Source organism: Desulfosporosinus youngiae DSM 17734, assembly GCF_000244895.1.
GTDB classification, from domain to species: Bacteria; Bacillota; Desulfitobacteriia; order Desulfitobacteriales; family Desulfitobacteriaceae; genus Desulfosporosinus; species Desulfosporosinus youngiae.
In genome coordinates, this window is the sequence record NZ_CM001441.1 from 3,939,255 (window position 1) to 3,958,738 (window position 19,484).

General features: G+C 48.9%; 11 protein-coding genes. All 11 read right to left on the reverse strand.

The window, feature by feature from the left end:
- Positions 1-6 precede the first annotated feature (6 nt).
- On the reverse strand, positions 7-2,547 hold the full coding sequence (locus tag DESYODRAFT_RS18335) for a molybdopterin-dependent oxidoreductase (RefSeq protein ID WP_007785366.1): 2,541 nt from the start codon (positions 2,545-2,547) through the stop codon (positions 7-9).
- A 21-nt stretch (positions 2,548-2,568) separates the two neighbouring features.
- Positions 2,569-3,264, reverse strand: a complete 696-nt coding sequence (locus tag DESYODRAFT_RS18340) for a TorD/DmsD family molecular chaperone (RefSeq protein WP_007785368.1) — start codon at positions 3,262-3,264, stop codon at positions 2,569-2,571.
- A gap of 379 nt (positions 3,265-3,643) precedes the next feature.
- Positions 3,644-4,273 (reverse strand): DUF2680 domain-containing protein, encoded by a 630-nt coding sequence (locus DESYODRAFT_RS18345; protein WP_007785371.1) that lies wholly within the window; start codon positions 4,271-4,273, stop codon positions 3,644-3,646.
- 166 nt (positions 4,274-4,439) lie between these two features.
- A complete protein-coding gene (locus DESYODRAFT_RS18350; protein ID WP_007785372.1) occupies positions 4,440-6,521 on the reverse strand; it encodes a sigma-54-dependent Fis family transcriptional regulator in 2,082 nt (693 codons plus the stop codon).
- 192 nt (positions 6,522-6,713) lie between these two features.
- A complete protein-coding gene (locus DESYODRAFT_RS18355; RefSeq protein WP_007785373.1) occupies positions 6,714-7,466 on the reverse strand; it encodes an ECF transporter S component in 753 nt (250 codons plus the stop codon).
- Positions 7,445-9,154 (reverse strand): ABC transporter ATP-binding protein, encoded by a 1,710-nt coding sequence (locus tag DESYODRAFT_RS18360; RefSeq protein WP_007785375.1) that lies wholly within the window; start codon positions 9,152-9,154, stop codon positions 7,445-7,447. The genes DESYODRAFT_RS18355 and DESYODRAFT_RS18360 overlap by 22 nt, the downstream gene beginning before the upstream one ends.
- Positions 9,127-10,014, reverse strand: coding sequence for an energy-coupling factor transporter transmembrane component T (locus tag DESYODRAFT_RS18365; protein WP_007785376.1), 888 nt, complete (start codon positions 10,012-10,014; stop codon positions 9,127-9,129). Before DESYODRAFT_RS18365 ends, DESYODRAFT_RS18360 begins: the two co-directional genes overlap by 28 nt.
- A 26-nt stretch (positions 10,015-10,040) precedes the next feature.
- The gene (locus DESYODRAFT_RS26725; protein ID WP_007785377.1) at positions 10,041-10,829 is read right to left on the reverse strand and encodes a DUF4430 domain-containing protein; all 789 of its coding nucleotides are present in this window, start codon (positions 10,827-10,829) and stop codon (positions 10,041-10,043) included.
- Between the two features lie 22 nt (positions 10,830-10,851).
- Positions 10,852-12,858, reverse strand: coding sequence for a cell wall-binding repeat-containing protein (locus DESYODRAFT_RS18375; protein ID WP_007785378.1), 2,007 nt, complete (start codon positions 12,856-12,858; stop codon positions 10,852-10,854).
- Between the two features lie 78 nt (positions 12,859-12,936).
- On the reverse strand, positions 12,937-16,137 hold the full coding sequence (locus DESYODRAFT_RS18380) for a cell wall-binding repeat-containing protein (protein WP_007785379.1): 3,201 nt from the start codon (positions 16,135-16,137) through the stop codon (positions 12,937-12,939).
- Positions 16,138-16,172: 35 nt separating this feature from the next.
- Positions 16,173-19,484, reverse strand: coding sequence for an outer membrane protein assembly factor BamB family protein (locus DESYODRAFT_RS18385; RefSeq protein WP_007785380.1), 3,312 nt, complete (start codon positions 19,482-19,484; stop codon positions 16,173-16,175).

The window sequence follows — 19,484 nt, forward strand, 5'->3', positions numbered from 1 at the left end:
ACCTCCTTAAAAAATGATCCGTTGCGGCCAGGTATAGTCTGGTGCAAGAGGTTTATTGTATTTTTCGACCTTAACATTACAGGAGTTATGACCCGTATGCCCTTGCCCTGATGGAATAGGTCCATTAAGAACATTGGTAGCACCCGCCTTGTCAACCCCTTCTGCATCATCATACTCAATCCAGGCACCCTCGCCGACCGCGACAACCCCAACGTTAATTCGTTCAGTGACATAGGCTTGACGGATGATGGAACCCCAACGGCTAGTGACCTTAACAATATCGTTATTCTTAATTCCTAAGGCAGCAGCATCGCTGGCATTGATCCAAAATTCCTGGGGAAATGCTTCTCTCAGCCAGGGCACATTATCCATGGTTGAGTGTGACCTTCTTTGATAATGTATGGTCACGAGCTGGAATGGATATCCATCCTTTACACCATCTTCATACCCTTCGATAGAAGGCTCGTATTTGGGCAGCGGCGACTTGAGGTTAAAGCCAATCTTTTCGATGTGATCTGCTAAGGGCTGACAGTAAATTTCTAATTTACCGCTGGGAGTCGCTAGCTTTTTGCCCACCGGATCCGCTAAGAAATCTTCAAACGAGGTAAATTCAAACTTATCTCCCCGGGATCTGGGAAACTGATAGATACCTTTTTCCTTAAACTCGGCATAAGTTATGCGCCCTGTTTGAGGGGTACCCTTAACCCCCAAGCTTTGAATGTCTTCGGCTGTAAATGTGACTAATTTTTCATAGCCCGAAGCATCCATTTTCATAACCGTAGCTCCGGCTAATTGGTTGTAGACCTGTTGCTCCTCAGAAACAGGATCAATGACCTGGGGATCAAGCCCTAATCGTTTTCCAAGTTCTTTAGCAATCCACATATCACTTTTGCTCTCATATAACGGCTCTATTACCTGACTGTAGTAAATCAAGATCTCCCGATTGCCTGTAAGGGTTCCGCCATAAGACTCCCATGGGGAAGAGACGGGTAAAACAACATCCGCATATCGGGAGTTAGTGTTCAGGAATAAGTTCTGAGATACTACAAATTCAACCTTCCGGTGAGCTTCAATCCCTTTCATCATTCCGGCTCTCTGATTGAGATCCGAAGCATATCCATGATAGATCATTTGAATATTGACATCTTTTTTGGGACCGGGACCATCCGTGTATTTTCCATCAAGCATTGCCTGCCACATTTCCAAGTTATTCAACTTGGCTTTTATGGGATTGGCAATAGCGGGAACACCGTTGCCTCCGGCTTTAACAAGAGCCGGACCAGCATTGGTCGAGCTATTATGCATATTAGGACTTACGCCGGCACCGGGAACCCCGATATTACCGGTCATAAAAGCTAACGTCATCAATGAGTGCGGGAAATGTTCCCCGTTATTGATCCTGGCCGGTGCACCGCCGGTGATCACCGCTACCGGTTTTGATGTGGCATACTCTTTAGCCAGTTTTGTGATAAGATCGGCGCTGACACCGCATATTTCAGCCGCCCACTCAGGAGTCTTAGGAGTTCCGTCAAAGGTGCCGAGTACATAGTCTTTAAAGTTCTCTTTCGGATCAACCCCCTCGGGCAAGTGATCAGCATCATAACCAAGGCAATAGGTATCTAAAAATGCCTTATCCACTAAATTGTTTGTAATAATATAGTGGGCCATGCCGAGGATGAGGGTAGTGTCCGTCGCGGGGCGAATCGGAATCCACTCATCAGCTAAAACCCTGGCCGATTCGGTGTAGAGAGGGTCGATGACAATGAATTTAACGCCCTCTTTTTTGGCTTGTAAGAAATTATAAGTCGGCGTACCCATACTTGAGGATGCAGGGTTAGCACCCCAAAGAATAATCAGCTTCGAGTCGCGCAGTCTGAAGCGGTCGTTCCCTGAAGAAGCCCCATTGTTGGCAATTCCGGTGATCTTGGGATAAACGTCCGCCCAGGTTCCCCAGGAAACCAATCCCCAGCGAGCCGTATATCCGCCATATAAACTAAGCACTCTAGGGATTTCAGTGCCGCCGCTTGGGTAGAAGAAAGCACCGTTTCCGTACTTTTCTTTAATTCGCTTGATTTCGCTGGATACGATATCCAAAGCCTCGTCCCAGGAAATACGAACCCATTCATCCTTACCGCGCAGCTCTTTCTTTCCACCGCCAGGTTCCCAGTTCTTACGTTTCATCGGATACTTGAGACGATCCGCCCCCAGGATATGTTGACGATGAGAACGCCCCCGCAGGCAGCTTCGTTGCTGCGGATTATCCGGACTATCCGGATGTGTATCATCTGTCTTCATCTTAGTAACGATTCCGTTGACAACAAACGCCTTATTAAGGCAGCGACCACCGCAGTTATGCCAACAAGCCGATGTAACCCACTTACCCTCTTGATTGGCTAACATCTCCGCTTGCTCCGCATCAACTTTGACCAGCCCGCACCCGGGCAGAGTGACCGCCGCCGCTGCACCTGCTGTAAACGTCGCCGTCATACGCAGAAACGACCGTCTGCTTAACATGTAGTCCTTGGCTTTTCCAATCAGGTCCGCCATTCGTTAGACACCTCCTAAATTTTAAACATTTATATCTAAAAGCTCTTCTAAAGCTTTAAGATCCAATTCTAAAAATCCAGCTAAAATCTTGACCATACCCTCGTAGAATTGGGTTTGAGCATGTCGGGCGGCTTGTTTACTGAACTCCGGTACCCACTTCAACAAATGATCTTCTAAAAACGCCTTTTGATCCCTAAGGACTTCCACCAGGCCTCCAATGTCTTGCTTGCTAACCTTCGCTTCGGCTAATTCACTGAGTTGGTACATAAAGTCAAGCTCTAATCCCAAATGATCATCTGCTTCATGGCCAAAGTCCTTTGGCAGAAATGCATACTTCAAATAAGCTCTTCGCACGTTTATGGTTTCTTCTTGAAACAAAAGCCGTTCCTTATTTAAATAAGCCGATTCCCAAGGGGGAGCAGGCAATTCGTAAGGTCCTATAAACATACGCGTATAATCCCAATGCAATTTATCGTGCACTTCTTCACTTAAAACATCCTGATTTTTAAGATACTCCGAGACGTTTTCTGCTCCCTCGTGTATCAATGCACTATCTTCGGCAAAAGGAAACCCTTCGATGAAACCTTCATGACTCACGGTTCGGAGAAACTCCTTAGACGGCTCGCCCAGAAACGTTCTTCTCAGGCAATCATAAGCGAATATTCTCACTTGCAGGAGCGGCAGAACCTGTTCTAGCGTTGTTTGACCTGAAGGCATCTTAATCAACTTCTTAATCCCCTTCCGAGACGCATTTTTCCAGCTATAATCAACATTCCTTACTTCAGGGTAAACTAATCCCCTTTAGCAGCACAAAGTCCAGCAAGTTAATGCAAATTATTGCTTTAACCTCCTCGATTCTATAAAATATCTCAATATCACTATTATTTCGACCTATATCATTATTCGCAAATTCTTGCTGAATTCCCTTTGTATAATCATCCAAAGAAAGGGCTCCATTTTTGTTACTTTCTAATCAATATAGCTATAGAAAGCCACTAAAAAACACTGGCAATCCAACTTCATGTTGAACTGCCAGTGTCAGGCTCTTTAAGTATAGTTTAGTTTTTCTGCTAATCCCCCAAGATGTACCAAATTCCTAGAAATTAGTCTGAGATGTACTTTCCGGTGTGGCGTTTGTTTCCGGCGCCAGTTTTTCATTCCAAGCACCCCGATGACCGCCGCGCATTCCTTTGCCTAAGCCACCGCCCATGCCGCCAGGAACAAAGGTACCATTCTTCATAGCTTCTTTCTGAACTTCCAGCTGGGCTTGTTCAGCTTCGCTCCAAGTTTTGATCTGCTCCTCCGTTAATTTGCCGTTTTTCTTCATGGCTTCTACTTGAGCCGCTATGCGTTTTTCGGCAGCTTCACTCCAGGCTTCAATCTGTTCTTCCGTCATAGGTTCACCATTATTAAATATCTTGACTTTGTCGCGTATCCCCATGCCATTTCCGCCAATACAAGGACCTAGTACCTTGCCTTCAGCTAAGGCTTGTTCGCTGGCCTGTTGCCGCTCGTCAATAAATTTTTTCATCGTGTCTGCCTGTTCAGCTGTCTTTAGCCCGGCTTCCACTTGTTTGTCCACAATTTGCTTCTGAATTCCAAACATTTGCTGTGTCAGGCTTTTAATTTCATCGAGCTTTGCTGAATCTGTGGCGCCCAAAGCTGCCGTTGCACCTCCAACCAACAAGACAGCACTCAGGATCCCTACCGCTAGTTTCTTTTTCATTGGATTCCTCCTTAAAAATTGTTTCCGATTTCAAAGCAGGTACTTTATAATCGGGTCACTATTATGATAGCCACCAATTATGGTAAAATTGTGAATCCAACTTTAAGATGTTGTGTGGTTTCAATAAAGAAAATGTCTTGAGGAGACTCAAGCTGCTATAGTTTCACTACGGAGTTTTAATATCGTAACGCCGCATTTTTTCATAAAGCCAGGATCGCGAAATTCCGAGCAGCCGGGCAACCTCGGATTTATTGCCGTTCATTTCGAGGAGGGCCTTTTCCAAGGTTTCTTTGTCCAAATGTTCACGGGCATTCTCCAAGTTCCAATCCTTCGTTAAAAATAAGGGCGGCCCTTGTCGTTCTTCTCTGAGGTAAAAGGGTAAATCTGCTCGTTCCAGCAATTCCCCGGCAGCAAAATTCACGGCCCTCTCAATCACATTTTTCAGCTCCCGCACATTTCCGGGCCAACGATGAGCAATAAGAATCTTTTCTACTTCCGGGCTAACCCCTAAAATTCGTTTGCCAAAATCTTGATTTAGCCGTTCTAAGAAAACATGAACTAAAGGAATGATGTCTTCTGAGCGGTTTCGAATTGGGATTAGGCGGAATGAAATAACGTTAAGACGATAGTAAAGATCACTGCGGAATTCGCCACGCGCGACCTTTTCCGTAAGATCTTTATTCGTAGCCGCAATGATTCTCACATCTGCTTTTACAGATTCATTGCTCCCGATTGGTTCAAAAGACCTGTCCTCTAATACCCTTAAGAGTTTACTTTGTAAATTAAGGGACATATCGCCAATCTCATCCAGAAAAAGTGTCCCTCCATCAGCAACAGCAAATTTACCTGCTTTGCCCCCCTTCTGGGCCCCCGTGAATGCACCGCCGGCATAGCCAAAGAATTCGGACTCCAGAAGATTTTCCGGAACTGCTGCGCAATTAACCTTGACATAGGGACCATTTCGATGGGGGCTTGCCCGGTGAATAGCTTCCGCGAAAAGTTCCTTGCCCGTACCGCTTTCCCCCGTCAGCATAATTGTCGAATTACCCCGGGCGGCAATTTCAGCCTCTTGCTTCAATCTGCGCATATCCTGATTAACCGTAATAATCTGATTAAATGTAACAGGTCCTCTGGCTGAGCCTATTTGTTCCTTGTAATAATTTAATTCCAGGTCCAACTGAGCAAGTCTTTGAGCAACCTCCTTGACTTCATCCAATTTCTGAAACGTAATTTTACCCACCGCTCCAATAATCTTGCCTTGGCGCACAATAGGCAGGCGGGAGACGATATAAGGACGGCCATATATGACCTGGATTTCATTGGTTTCCGCCATGCCGGTTTTTAAGGTTCGCAGAAGCCGGGTATTCTCGATGACTTGATCAATTGGTTTTTGCAATAATTCGTTTTCTCTCTTGCCAAAAAATTGACAGGCTGCCTCATTGGCCAGCGTAATTTTTCCCTGGTCGTCTACAACGAAAATCGCCTCATAGGCAATATTGGTAACTGTAAGCAAGGTTTCATACAAGCGTTTCGTGGCATCCAGCTCTAAGGCCACTTGGTCTAAATCCGTTAAAGCTTGGAAAACAATCACAGCTCCGGCCATCTGACCCAAAGGGCTGATATTGCAGAGAACGGTCACCTGATTCATTTCAGTCTGAACTCCAACTAAATATTGAGACTGTCTTAATACTGAATCCAAATCCAAACCTGAAATAACCCTATTGAAGAGCTGTTCTTTAATGACTTCCTGCTTCAAACCCAGAATTTTTTCACCGGCAGGATTTATCTGTTGAATACGGTTATCCTGATCCACAACGATAATTCCGTTGGGCATGGCTTGATAGACCGTATTTATCTTATTAGCTTGTTGTTCTGCTTCTCTAAAAAGAGCTATGATCATGTCAACTTTAGTAAAAATCCCTAATACTTTTCCCTCTTTGTCGACAACGACACCTGTACCTACAGAAGTCTGTTTAGCCTGCTGTTCAACCTCCTGGTAAGGAATATCTGCTTCAACAGTCACTACCTGGGTATTATAATGGCGTTCAATTATTTCCGAAGAATCTGCCCCGGCCAAAAAGGCATCCAGGACATTGGCTTTAGTAAAAATCCCAATTAGGAAACCATCCTTGTCCACCACCGGCAGCGCATCCAGCTTGGTCCAGCGTAAAAGCTCCACCCCCCGCCTAAGATTATCCTGAAGATGCAGCAGAGGGACATCCCGGGTCATCATATCGCTCATCAGCATTATATCTCACCTCACCGTAAAACTAGAGAAAACGATCAACTCATGGTCTCCACAATATAGGAACCTACCCTATTATTCTCCCTGGACAACTGCTATTCCTCTATCTTCAGAACATTCATACTTCATGAACTATCCTTTTCCACTTAAAAAGAGCCTTCAGCAATGCAAAAATGCTGAGGCTCTTTTAACAAACTATTTATCCAGCGTCTTTCCAATTAATGAGGGTTCTAAAACAACATCATCTCTACCCTCTTTTCCATTATCCAGCAAACCAAACTTCTTTTTAATTCGTTCCAGCTTTTTAATCCAAGGATTAGCTAAAACCACGAGAAAGATCAAGGTAGAAAGAGCGTGCGTAAAATCAAACCAGAAACTGGAGATGTAAGCTGCAATAACGGCCTGATAGGTGATGGGTTCAATAAAGCCAATGATATACCAAATATTCATGACCCAACCAAAGCCAAAGCCTGTCATAAAACCGAAGACGGCTAAACCCGGCCTGCTTTTCAGCCAACCGGCGTTTCTGAGCATTCCGGCCGCAAAGCCGATCATTCCCCAGCAAAACATCTGCCACGGGGTCCATGGCCCTTGCCCGAAAAACAGATTAGAGGTGAGTGCCGCTACAGCACCTGTCAAAAAACCGGCCTCCGGTCCAAACACCATAGCGGTAATAATCACGACAGCCGAGGTGGGTTTAAAATGAGGGATCGGGGCAAAAGCCACTCGCCCTAAAGCACCAATTCCGGCCATGACTGCGATAACTACCAGCTCCCTGGCCTCTGGCCTGCGTCTTTCAAAACTCAGGAAAAAAGGAATCATGATCAGAATGATCAATAAAATACTCAATAAACCATAATTCTTATCTCCCCTCAACGTTGAAACGACCAATAAGCAGGGCACTGTCATCATCAATACCCAACGGATTATGCGAATCCTATTTGACATTGTTTAATCACATCCTTGCAAGTAACCGCTTGGGAAAAGATGCCCCGGGCCATGCGGTTGGCTGCGGTTGTGTAAAAGCTATTCCCGGCAAAAAACTCCCGGGGATTCCCCTCCGAGACGATCTCTCCATCAAACATCATGGCACAGCGATCCCCGTATTCAGCCGCAAATTCAAGGTCATGAGTCACTACAACAATCGCTGCCCCTTGAGAACGCAGACGGAAGAAAATCTGGGCTAATCCTTCCTTAGAATAAGCGTCCAGTCCTTTAGTCGGTTCATCAAGCAGGATAACCTTGGGCTGGAGGAGCAGAAGCTTGGCTATCCCGGCCTTTTGCTGCTCTCCTCCGCTTAAATCATAGGGATGACGCCGAGCCAGCTCTTCAATGCCCAATTCTTCCATCACTTTGGAGATTGTCAGCTCTCGTACGGTCTTATCCCGGCTGATCAGCTCTGCCGCTTCTTCCAGGTCCCCCCGCACCGTATCCGATACAAACAGTGCTTTAGGATTCTGGGGCAACATCGCCAAATTATGCCGATAGAGTTCACCGTATTTAAAATCCGTCAGCTTTTTCCCATCCACCCATACCTGCCCTCTTTTTATTTTCAGGACTCCGGACAGCACACCTAAAAGAGTGGTCTTGCCTGTGCCATTGCCGCCCAGCACACAAAGCGTTTCTCCGGCGTAAGCCTGCAAGGACACGCCCCTCAAGATGTCACTTCCTTCTGCAGAATACTTAAACCAGATTTCCTTGGTTTCAAGGGCCGGCCTGCTTCGCTCCGCCTTTGTGTTTCCAGTCCAAACAGATTTTGCCGGCTGACCCATCTGATCCAGGCTATCCGTTTCAGCCAAATTAGGCAGAACCTGCTGAATCAGCCATTGCCGCCCTTCCCGCACAGTCAAAGGACACTTCTCCCCTATCGGCAATTCACTATAAATCCGAATAGGCGATGGCAGACCTTTAAAGATCACCTTACTGCTGTCCGCCCCTAACACCTGGGCAACTTTCTCCGGCTTGTCAGCACAGAAGACCTGCCCCCCTTCCATCACAACCACCCTGTCGGCCAGGGGAAAGACTTCCTCCAGCCGGTGTTCGCTTAAAATGACCGTAACGCCCAAGTCACGATTAATCTTTTCGATCATGGCGAGAAACTCCTGGGCAGCAATAGGGTCCAGCTGAGCGGTAGGCTCATCCAATAAAAGCAATTTTGGCTGCATGGCCATGATTGAAGCTAGATTTAAAATTTGCTTTTGCCCTCCGGATAAATCATCCACTGATTTTCTGAACCAGCTGTCAATCCCGAAAAAGCTGGCCATTTCCGCGACCTTCCGCCGGATCTCCCCCTTCTCCAGCCCTAAGTTTTCCAGACCAAAGGCCAGTTCATGCCAGACCCTGTCCGTCACAATCTGAGTCTCGGGATTTTGCAGCACAAAGCCAATCTCTGTGACGGCAGTCCGTTGATCTAAGTGTTCAATTTCTACACCTGCGTAGCAGACTTCCCCACGTTTATGACCATGAGGCGCCAATTCCCGTTTGATATGACGAAGTAAGGTGCTTTTACCGCATCCGGACACACCAATAAGCAGAATCAGCTCTCCCTCCTCCACCGCCAGATTGATCTTATCCAGTGCTTTGTGCGAGGATTCAGGATAAGTAAAGCTTAAATCATTGATTTGTAAGAGCGCCATTGCACATTCTCCCTTAATTCGATCAGACTAGGCATTAAGGCCAGGGCAAAAAAACACAGATACATTCCCAGCGCCGGAGAAGATGTTTTGAGGGGGGCTATCGACGGGTAAAAGCGCATCACACCATAGCCCGCAAAATAACCGGCCCAACAGAATGCACCCAGAGCCATGATGATGCCCAACATAACCCCATCCCGCCGGGAAAATTTAAACAGAGAAAAGGTGGAGCGGTTTTTTAAGCCATACCCCCTGGCTTTCATAGAATCTGAAGTTTCTATCCCGTCTTCCATCGCCCAGCTGAGCAGGATGGAAATCGTTCTCATTCCCCGCCGAATTCTTTGCCTGACCTGCCCTTCTTTTGCATCCAGACCGATGGCATGCTGAGCGGCGGTGATCATTTTCAACTGACCGCGCAGCTTGTAGACCATTCTGATGCTCATCGTAATCAACAGGGCAATCGAAGGTATCACTTTAGCGAATAAGTACAAAAACTTATCCGAGGTTATGACTTTGTTGTAACAAGAAAACCAGACAATGATCCCGATCAGGGAGGCTGCGGAACAAAGACCATACATGGTGGCTTCCAGGGTAATGGGATTATCCCTGAAGAAGAATAAAACCGTTTTCCCCCGATGATTTAATAAAGGATTTGCCAGTGCAACCAACAAAAACATGGGCAGTCCAAATTTAAGATTGAAGCGAAGTCCCTTTAGACCATTCAAAAACCAGGAAAACAGGCAGGCTGAGATTAGATTCAGGCCAACGAACACGGGATGCATCAAAAGCATGGCTAATATGAAAATCAAGACAAAAAAGCTGAAACTAACCACAGGATGATACGAGGCAAACGCCTTATTCATTCTTCTCTTCCTTCCTTTTCCTGCCTCTACTCACTCAACCAGGTCTGTCCCAGATCCTTACCTAAGTCGCAGGTGTAATTCCACTCAATCAGATCTCCCGGTTTGAGCTTGTATTCTCCACAGCCATAATTGGGATATACTTTATTGACACAATACATCCAACCGCTCAACGGGCCTCCGTCGAATTCATACAAATTACTGATCCCCTGAATATAAGGGGTACCCTTCGAACCTTCATACTCCATATGAATTTTATGTTGGCGTACCACTTGTTTCAGAGCGTCAAACACCTTTTCTCCCTCTTTAAATTCCACGACCGTGGGAGGCAGGATAATTCCGTCGGCAGGCACTGCCTCCTGAAATTGTTCCTTAAGGTGAAAACCCTTAGCTACGAAAGTTTGGCAACTAATCGAGAAGGTGACGGTATTTTCAGCAGTAGTATTTGGCTGAGGGACCGGAGGGGCTGTAAGAGCCGGAACGGCACCCTCACTTGAACCAGAGCTGCCGGAACTGGGCGGGCTCACGGCTGAAGCTGACTTGCTCTCCTGATTTTCTGAGGAGGGCTGATCAGATTGACTCTCTTGCGTGCTTGGCTCCAAAGCGGCGTGAACAGCCTGAGTATTGTCGGGCTGTTGCTCAATACGTTTCCCATCGGTTTCAAGCGCACTGCTCTCCTCTGCTTTCCAGGCTGAATCATCCACCGATTTAGTGATTCCCGCCGGCAGATCGCCGTTGGCAATCTTGGTTCCTCCGCAGCCGGTTAAGACAAGGGACAGCAGCATGATCAGGATGAGTAAAACAGAAACTTTTTTCATAGTAGCTCCCTTCCTTCAGCGTTTATGGAGTGCCGGCTTGGAGAATCTGCTTTAGGGCCTGCAGCGTGCTGTCGGATATAACGGCGGCGCCGCCCAGAACATAGGTCTCTGTGACAAGATCGCGGGCCGAGCGGAGAAGCTGCTCTTGCCCGCCGGTCAAACCTTTTCCCTCATTTGATCCTCGTTCGGTCAGTAAAATCCAGGCATTAGACTGACCGGCAACGGCTGCCCCGGCCAAGGCATCGGCAAACCCGCCTCCGGTAGCTACAAAGATTTTTGTGGGATTAGGCTGGAGTTGACCCAAAACTATGGCATTGGTATCATAAAGGGTTTGGCCGCTATAGCGTTTCGGGTCAGGAAGTATTTGTTCTAATTCCAGCGGCAGTACGGCTGTGCCGCCGATCAGGAGGGTTTGTTTGACTCCCAGTTCAGAGATAGCCTGCCCTGTCGGCTTAGGCAGTTGGGCAGATCTATCTGCATAGAGGACGGGCACACCGTTATAAGCCGCCCAAGCTGAGATGGAGAGCGCATCAGGGTAGCTGTGACTATAATCTCCGCTGACGATCACAGCCTGCCCTTGAGTCCCCAGCAGTTTAGCAATTTCATAAGCCGTGGAGTAGTGATCGTTGCCGGATACTCTCTGTACGTCAAGTCCCGCTTGATCTAAGACAGCGGACACCTGTCTGCCAATTGCGCCCTCTCCTCCCATGATCAAAACCTTTTTTGCTCCCAAGGCTCGAATTTCATTAAAAACCTGACTCGGCAGTTGATCAGAGGGAGTCAGCAAGAGGGGTGCCTGATACTTCCTGGCCAAAGGCACAGCCGGCAGAGCATCGGCCGAAACATCCCCCCGGGCAAGAATGACCGTTTCTGCTCCCTGCGGGAAATTCCGTTTAGCAATTTCCACCGCTGTAGCGTAACAATCCGCTCCGGCGATTCGCAGGATCTCAGGCATCGCAGGGCCGGTTTGTTCATTAGAAAGGGCTGGAATAGAAATAGGCTTTTCCGGATGATAGTCATACAAACCGGACTTTTCATCCTGAAACCTTACATAGGCCGCTAGCGCAATCAAGGCTTGTTCTGAAGCCATAGGGTTCGTGCTGTCCTCTAAAGTGTGTCTAAAACCGCCATCATTGGACTTGAATTTAAGCAAATCACTTAACAACGTGTTGGAATTCTTAATAAAACGGGCATCCGTATCTATGTCGATCCCAATGGAACACAGAGCGATGATCGTCTGACAGACACTTTCACTGTTTTTCGTGCCCCAGGATCTGAAGCCCCCGTCCGCTTCCTGGGCCTGAGCTAAATAAGCCAGAGCCTTATCTACGACCGCTTTCACCTCAGGCAGCCCTGCCCTGTAGTATGGAGCCAAGCCTTGGATTGCCATGGCGGTAATATCCACATCCCCATTTCCAGTACCATCCAAGGAAAAGCCTCCATCGGACAATTGCTTGCTTAAAATAATCTCTAATAGTTTATCCCGCGTCCACTTGGCCGTGGCAGGCAGCTCATATCTGCCGCTGTCCAAGGCAATCAAAGCAAAAATTGGTCCATTAATACCTTGGGCTTCAATGTTAGGATAGTTATAAATCTCGGCGATCAAATCTTTGCCGCCGTAATCCTGGGGATTTCCCTGAGCTGCCCCAACTGCCAAACTGATTCTGGCCAGATCTGTCACCTTTCGCAAAATAGAATTCCAATTCTGTTGGATATATTTTTCATTCTCCGCCAGGTAAACGGAGAGCCCATCATACCGTTCCAGTCTGCCCAGGCCAATTGTCGGCCAGTTATACACTGTAGGGTCGACAATCTCTTGCTCAGACGCTGTCTGAAAAGCGGCTTGAATAGATGCCCTTTCCCATTGCTCTAAAGCATTGATTACCTGATCCACCGTCGTGCGGCTCGCTGTTCCTTGGTTGGCTGCAGTCTGAGCTTGGGCTTCCGCGGCTAAACCGGTCACTAACGTACTCAGCAGCAGCAGGCAGGTCAGAAACGTTCCTAAACCCTGTTTAATTATTCTTTTCATTTTCTTACTCCTTTACAAAGTGATAAGCCTAGAGCCAACCCTCTAAAAAAGTTGACTCTAAGGCTGGATTGGGTACAATCACTCCGGGCTTTCTGTACTTACCGTACCCTCTATACTTTCAGTTCCTTCAGGTGAGGGGGTTAGAGCAGAGCGAAGCGCGCTTTCCTGATCCGCCCTGATAATTCCTTCTCCACCTAGAATAATTAGCTCAGACTGCTGAGTCTGATGGTTATGCAGGAAATTCAAAGTGGAGCTGGGGATCCCCTCGTTAACTAAGACAATAGGGGAAAGCGTGCGCGCTGCAAGATTGCCTGCTGTAAGCGCATCCGCAAAGTTCAGCCCGGTAGCTACATACACCTTGCTTGGATTAAGCTCTAATCCTTCGGCAAGCTTGGTGGCTGTCTCGTAAAGATCCACTCCGCCATAACGCACAGCCCCCGGCAGTTGCCGATAGATTTCCTCAGGCACAACATAGCCGCCGCCTACAACCAGGGTTTGACTTACTTTTTGATCGGCTAAGGCCTGGAGCGTCTCAGCCGGCAAAGCGGTTCGCTCTGTGAAAAGAATCGGTATGCCATGATAACCGGCATAGCTGGAGATTGCCAAAGCATCCGCATAGCTGGCAGGTCCTCCATTGGCGATCACAGCTTGGCCCGTAGTTCCCAGAGTTTTGGCAATCAGAGCAGCCGTTTCATAAAGATCCCTACCGCCGCAGCGTATAACATTTTCTGCTCCATAAAGCTGATTGAGCTGATCCTGAATGACTTGGGAAATAACGCTGGTTCCTCCAATTAAGGTTACTTTTTTAGGATTTAGCTTCTTTAACTGCTCAAACGTCGAAGGGGTTAAAACGGCAGCCTCAGTCAGCAAAATCGGGGCCTGGTTTTTATAGGCCAAAGGTACAGCGGCCAAAACATCCGAATAAGCATAGGCATTGGCCAGTATCACATGATCCGCCCCGGCTTTCCAGCCGTAAGCGGAGGCTTGGTTGGCCGTGTCATAACGTTCCTGCCCGGCGATCCGCTTCGGGGTGGGCGCCGTATCAGCCATTACCGCATAGGTGGAAAAATGATAGGTGGTCAGTGAAAGGGTCTTCGCGCTCGAATCATACACTCCGCCCTGTTTGACCCAATCCCCTTTGGCTGAATTCCACAAATAAAACGCAAGTTGCCTTGTCGATACCCCTTCCGGCAGATCCTCTGGGTTAATGGGGAAGGTCAAGGTCACCGGGGAGGCAAACTCAACCCTATCCTGAGCCTGATCCACCAAGCTAAACTCACGCTGGTATTTGATGGGATCAAGCACCATGGCTCCTAGCTCAGCCTGGGGAGGAACTGTCACCTGTCCTACCTCCACGGAAAATTGTACCGGACCACTCCAAAGCCTGAGTGCCCCCGGGGGTATGGTCAGCTGCACTCCATCCATAGTCTTTAACACCGTCGGCTCTGTATTCTCCGGATTAACAGCGGGAGTATTTTCCGGCAGCCTGGCCGCTGCCAACTGTTCCGGGGTAACCGTTTCCAACGTCGCCAAAATCGTTTGATTATAATCTGTATAGTCGATCACTGGAATTACTTCTTCGATGGGAATACTAACCTCCGGCCCCTTGACTGTCACCGTAGCTTTTTCCGTGCGGGCCATGAGGGGAAAGTTATACCCTTTGTAGGATGAGCCGGAATCAGTTTTGTCTGCATAAACCGTGAAGCTGCCGGATCGGTTCATCGTGATCTCAGCTTCACCTTTCGCATCAGTGATGTAGGTTTCTGAACCAACGTGGACCGTAGCTCCGCTCACGGTTGTCCTGGTCGTGGAATCTCCCCCATCCACCCCGCCATTGCCTTTAGCGGTAACTTTAACAAGGAGTTTATCCCCGGTGTTTAAGGATGAAGAACTAAGATCGAGATAACCGAATGAGCTCTTGATATCCCCATAGAACCACTCCACCGTATCCCCGTCCTCAATCTCCCATACCCCGACCCCTTGATTAATCAAGCGGTCGTTAACCCGAACCAGCCAGCCGCAGGTAGGGTGCTGCGCCTTAAAATCAAATTCCTCTTCCCCGGCCATGCGGGCTACATAGTTGTCGTTAAAGGTCACTTTATTGTCCCGGATGCTTTTCTTGTTCCAGGCCGCAATCGTAGCCATTAGAACAGTAGGATAGTTAAACGAATATTTTTTTCCGTCCGGATCAGTAATTTCATACTTGCCGGTTGTCTTATTTTTATAGGTTTCGGGCTTAAAGCTGATATTACCGTCAAAGACAGTTCCCCGGTAGCCCTCAATACGCATCCTGACCTGAAAGGTATCGCTATCTTCTACCGGATACGGGTCCAACCCGGTGGTGGAAACCACCACCGTCAATGGAACAGGGCGGATGAAATTCCCCTCGGTTTGGGCGGTTATTCCATAGACTCCCTTTTCATCCGCCTGGAAGGTAACCTGCCCTTTGTCATTGGTATACTTGGTGCTCCCGGCAAATGTGACCGGTTGATCCTCTGTCGGCAAGTACCCTCCCCCGGAGTAGTTTTCGAGCGTAACCTTGAACTCTGTTCCTGACTTTACCGAAATGTCCTCATTTTTCCCTTCCACACTGAGCCGGGTAAGGCTGGGATTCCAGAGCTTGCCGCTGACCATGACGATCTGATCACTTTGCTTCAGAGGGGTGGTGGGAAGGGCCATCCCGCTTGTGCCATTGATCAGCCACTGCCAGTCTTTCTCTTGATCTTTGCCGATCCAGTTAATCATGTTGTTAGCTATTTCATAGGGAACAGCATTCCCATCCAAAGCTTTTTTGACCGCTTCCATGACAGTTGTTTCACCATCAAAAATTTCGATGCTTTTTTGAGGTAAAAGAGTCTGGCTCAGTCCTTCGACCCGTACACTTACCGTAGCCTGACGGGCGTCATTAACCCTTAAATTCTTCTGCTGATAGATACCGTTGCTGGTGACATTAACCCGATAATCCCCTGAGTCCATGTCCAAAGCAAATTGATACAGGCCTGCTTGATTTGAGCTGGTTTGATCCAGATAACACTTTTCTCCGTCCAGACTGCGGGCAACCACCAGGGATACCTGGGTATCGGGAGTGGTTTTGCCATTGACCGTAACTTGTCTGCCTTCAGCATACACCGACAGGGTTAGGTTCTCCTGATAAGCAACCAGCCGGTTAACCTCTCCCGGCGACGGGCTGTTGACCTGGGCTAAGGCCCCCGTTGGGCAGAGCATGACAAAGGTCATCAGCAGGACCAGAACTCTTAGAAATTGCTTTGATAATCGCACTGCATTTCCTCCTTGCGCTACTTACTGCCCACGTTCTACCGGGAAATAATGATTGGCTCGCAGAGAGGTTTCCCATCCCAGCCGCTCCAAATCATCACCTTGCCCTGAAACTTTTTGTCACCTGGCGGCCAAATAAATCCACCGCCAATGTTGTATATTTCACCAGGTGCGAGAGTTTTTTCCAAATAAGACTGCTGCACGATGCTTTGAACCTCCAGGCTGGGCTCAGTCTCTGAGGTTTGATCCTGTTGATAAAGTACTATATTAACCAAAACCTTGATGGCTTTCCCGGAAAGATTGTGAACCTGAGTAGCAAGTTCTTTGCCGCTGATCCCGATGATCGGCTGCTCAGGCGTTAGCGGAGCACTAACTTCAATCAACTGACCGACCACATTAACCTGGGCCTGAGCTTGAATTGCAGGATTGCTTTTCAATTGCACCAAGACATCCGCCGTTCCCGGTTTCATCCCTGTGAAGAGACCCTCTTCTGTAATCTGAGCCAGGCTCGGGTCGCCTAAAATACTCCAGGTTAAAAGGAACTGCCCTTGATCATCCTTGTCCACCCCTTGCCCGGCTTGATTCTCAGCTTTCAATTGAATCGTTCTCCCCACGGGGATCTCCGCGGTAGCCGGAGTGATTTCTAAAGAGTTTACTTCCTCAGGCGCAGGCGGGGCAGCACTGATTTTGTAGTAAATATCCGAGCGGCCTTTGTCCATAAAGCAGACAATCGCACCTAAAGCTTCCATTGCCTGAGGGGTAGCCATGTAAGCGTCTATCGTATCGACATGCTTGAATACACCTGAGGAGGTCTGAAAACTTAGCAGTGCTGTCACCGCATTGCCCGTGGTTTTGGTAAAGTCCGGTCCTTGAGGATCAACTCCCCAAGCCGTAACCCCCATAATAGCCTGGGCTGCGGACTCACAATTCACCGAACCCCAGGAGCCGAATTTGCCGTCACTCAGTTGATTCTCGCTCAACCAGCGAATGGCCTGTTCTCCCGCCTCTTTTACCGCCAGCATATCCCGGTAGGGGGCCAGGGCATAAAGGGCCATGCCGGTCATATCCACTTCCGGCAATCCGCCGCTGAAAGACCAGCCTTCTTTCACCCGGTGGTCCAGGATATGTTGGATTAAGGCTTCCCGGTTGTTCTTGACTTGGGAAGGAACAATAGCTCCAGCCCCGTCCAGAGCAATCAGTGCCCAGATTCCGGCATTGATGCCCTGACTCAGACTGGGGTAATCCATAATTTCTTGCAGGAGGTTTTCCCCGGCAAAAGCATAAGGATCCCCCCCTGCTGAGAGCACGCCAAGGGAAGTACGGGCATAATCTGTGAGCTGGCTTCCTACTCCGCTTTCATTAACCTTGGCGGTCAGTTGGGACAAATACTCCTCCCGGTCATTGGCGGAAATCCACTCCGGACTGCAGGCATTGAGGCCAAAGACATCCCAGTCCGACAAAATTTTCCCCCCTTGGGAATTGGCATTGACATAATTAGCGGCTTTGGCAATAGCCGTTTGAATTCCTGCCCTGTCAACGGGGGTCACTTGATAAGCCCTGATCTCCAGGTTAATCGTCGCCTGCAGTTCAGGATGGGCTGCCACCCGGGCGTTAACTGAGACTGTCCCCGCCTGCTGACCGGCTGTGACCAGACCCTGATTATCCACAGTCGCCAAAGGTGAGCCGCTTTTCCACTCCAAGCTCTCACCCTGGACCACCTTGCCGTCAGGTGTGAGGATTCGAGCCTGAAGAGGCAGCTTCTGACCGATTAACACTACCGGCCGGGCAGGTGTAAGGCTGAGACTGAACCCTGACCCTGGGGCCACTACCCTGACGTTAAGCTCGGCACGCAGACGATTGTCGGCTTCATCATTGTCAGAGTGGCGGATGGTGATCCTGGCTTCGCCCAGAGCTTTGCCCTTTAAGAGGCCATCCTTTACCTCTGCTGCTGCGGAGTTACTGCTTTCCCAGCTCAGACCATTCAGCGGAAGCTGACGGCCGTAGGTGTCCAGCAAACGCACAGGCAGCGTATACTCTCCGCCCGCAAACAGGGTGCATTCCTCCCCCTCCAGTTCCAACCGCCAGGGAACAGGGGTGAACCCGGGATCAGTAAAGCGTGCTAAAGCACTCCCCCCTACCGCAGCATACAGCTCTCCCTGGGGTCCGGGGCCGGCTACAGCATAGAGCTGGCTGTCTGTTTGAGCAGGCTGGGATTTCCACTTCAGCTCGGCCCCTTCCTCCTTATCCTGGAAGGCATAGATTTTGTCATAGAATGTTGTATAAAGTGTCCCATCCGGACCAATCAGCGGAGCGGCCCTGAAGGCAACATGCTTATCCGGAGAGGTAGTCTCTACAACCGGATAAGTCCATTTCAGATTGCCCCTTTCCGTCTCCAGCGCGTAAAGCTCATTTCCGGCTGTCTTATAGTATACCGTCCCCTGGTAATAAGCCGGGGAGCTGACCACCGCTTCGATATCCCGGTACCACTTTACCTCTCCGGCCGGGGTAAAGACCCACAGTCTATTCTGATCTGATTCTGCGGTACCTTTATCATTATTCAAAGTAATGAAATAGACGGCCCCCGCCTCATCCACAGCCATCCGCTTTTCTCGCCTTGCCACATTGCCATTGGCTTTTCCCACAAAAGGAGAATAGTCTCCCCGGCCTTCAATATCCGGCAATTGGTTAAGGACCTTTGTCCACCGGAGTGTACCCTCGGGTTTTATGGCGTTAATGGCTGATAAGCTGGCCACATAGATTGTTCCGTCCTGAGGAGAGACCACGGGCGTATTGAGCCCATTAGAAGTCAGGGCTACTACCCAGGCCCGGGAACCGTCTGCGGTGTTCAAGGCATAAAGGCTCTTGGCAGACACCACATAAAGAGTCTTGCCATCTGCCGACAGGGCAGGGGACGTTCCGGGCGCCACAGCCTCCTGTCCTTCCATGGCCGAAGTCCAGAGCACCTGCCCATTGGGGTTAATGGCATAGACCCGCCCGTTCCCCGAACCGATATAGCAAATCCCCTGTTCATCAATGACTGGCCCCACTCCGCCGAGGGCATAATAAGCCCCTCTCTGCCCCAGATCCACCTTCCATTTCAAGGTCCGGTCCGGGAAAACGCAGTAGAGATACCCTTGGGAATCCACGGTATAGACCTGCCCTTCCCGGTCTACGCTAGGCAGATCATCCAGTCTGGGTATCGCGGACGCATCCTTATAATAGGAGCGCAGCCAGTCGGGGTAGACCTCTGTCTGTCCGGCCAGAGCAGCGGCGGGCAGCAGGCTCCATAAGATGGCAAAAACCATAAGGCAAGCCAGGACAGCCCGCTTCTTTTTCATTTGTATCACCAT

Excerpts from the sequence above, each read along its gene's own strand:
- DESYODRAFT_RS18335 (WP_007785366.1), bottom strand. The coding sequence starts at position 2,547 with ATGGCGGACCTGATTGGAAAAGCCAAGGACTACATGTTAAGCAGACGG.
- DESYODRAFT_RS18340 (WP_007785368.1), bottom strand. The coding sequence starts at position 3,264 with ATGCCTTCAGGTCAAACAACGCTAGAACAGGTTCTGCCGCTCCTGCAA.
- DESYODRAFT_RS18345 (WP_007785371.1), bottom strand. The coding sequence starts at position 4,273 with ATGAAAAAGAAACTAGCGGTAGGGATCCTGAGTGCTGTCTTGTTGGTT.
- DESYODRAFT_RS18350 (WP_007785372.1), bottom strand. The coding sequence starts at position 6,521 with ATGCTGATGAGCGATATGATGACCCGGGATGTCCCTCTGCTGCATCTT.
- DESYODRAFT_RS18355 (WP_007785373.1), bottom strand. The coding sequence starts at position 7,466 with ATGTCAAATAGGATTCGCATAATCCGTTGGGTATTGATGATGACAGTG.
- DESYODRAFT_RS18360 (WP_007785375.1), bottom strand. The coding sequence starts at position 9,154 with ATGGCGCTCTTACAAATCAATGATTTAAGCTTTACTTATCCTGAATCC.
- DESYODRAFT_RS18365 (WP_007785376.1), bottom strand. The coding sequence starts at position 10,014 with ATGAATAAGGCGTTTGCCTCGTATCATCCTGTGGTTAGTTTCAGCTTT.
- DESYODRAFT_RS26725 (WP_007785377.1), bottom strand. The coding sequence starts at position 10,829 with ATGAAAAAAGTTTCTGTTTTACTCATCCTGATCATGCTGCTGTCCCTT.
- DESYODRAFT_RS18375 (WP_007785378.1), bottom strand. The coding sequence starts at position 12,858 with ATGAAAAGAATAATTAAACAGGGTTTAGGAACGTTTCTGACCTGCCTG.
- DESYODRAFT_RS18385 (WP_007785380.1), bottom strand. The coding sequence starts at position 19,484 with ATGGTGATACAAATGAAAAAGAAGCGGGCTGTCCTGGCTTGCCTTATG.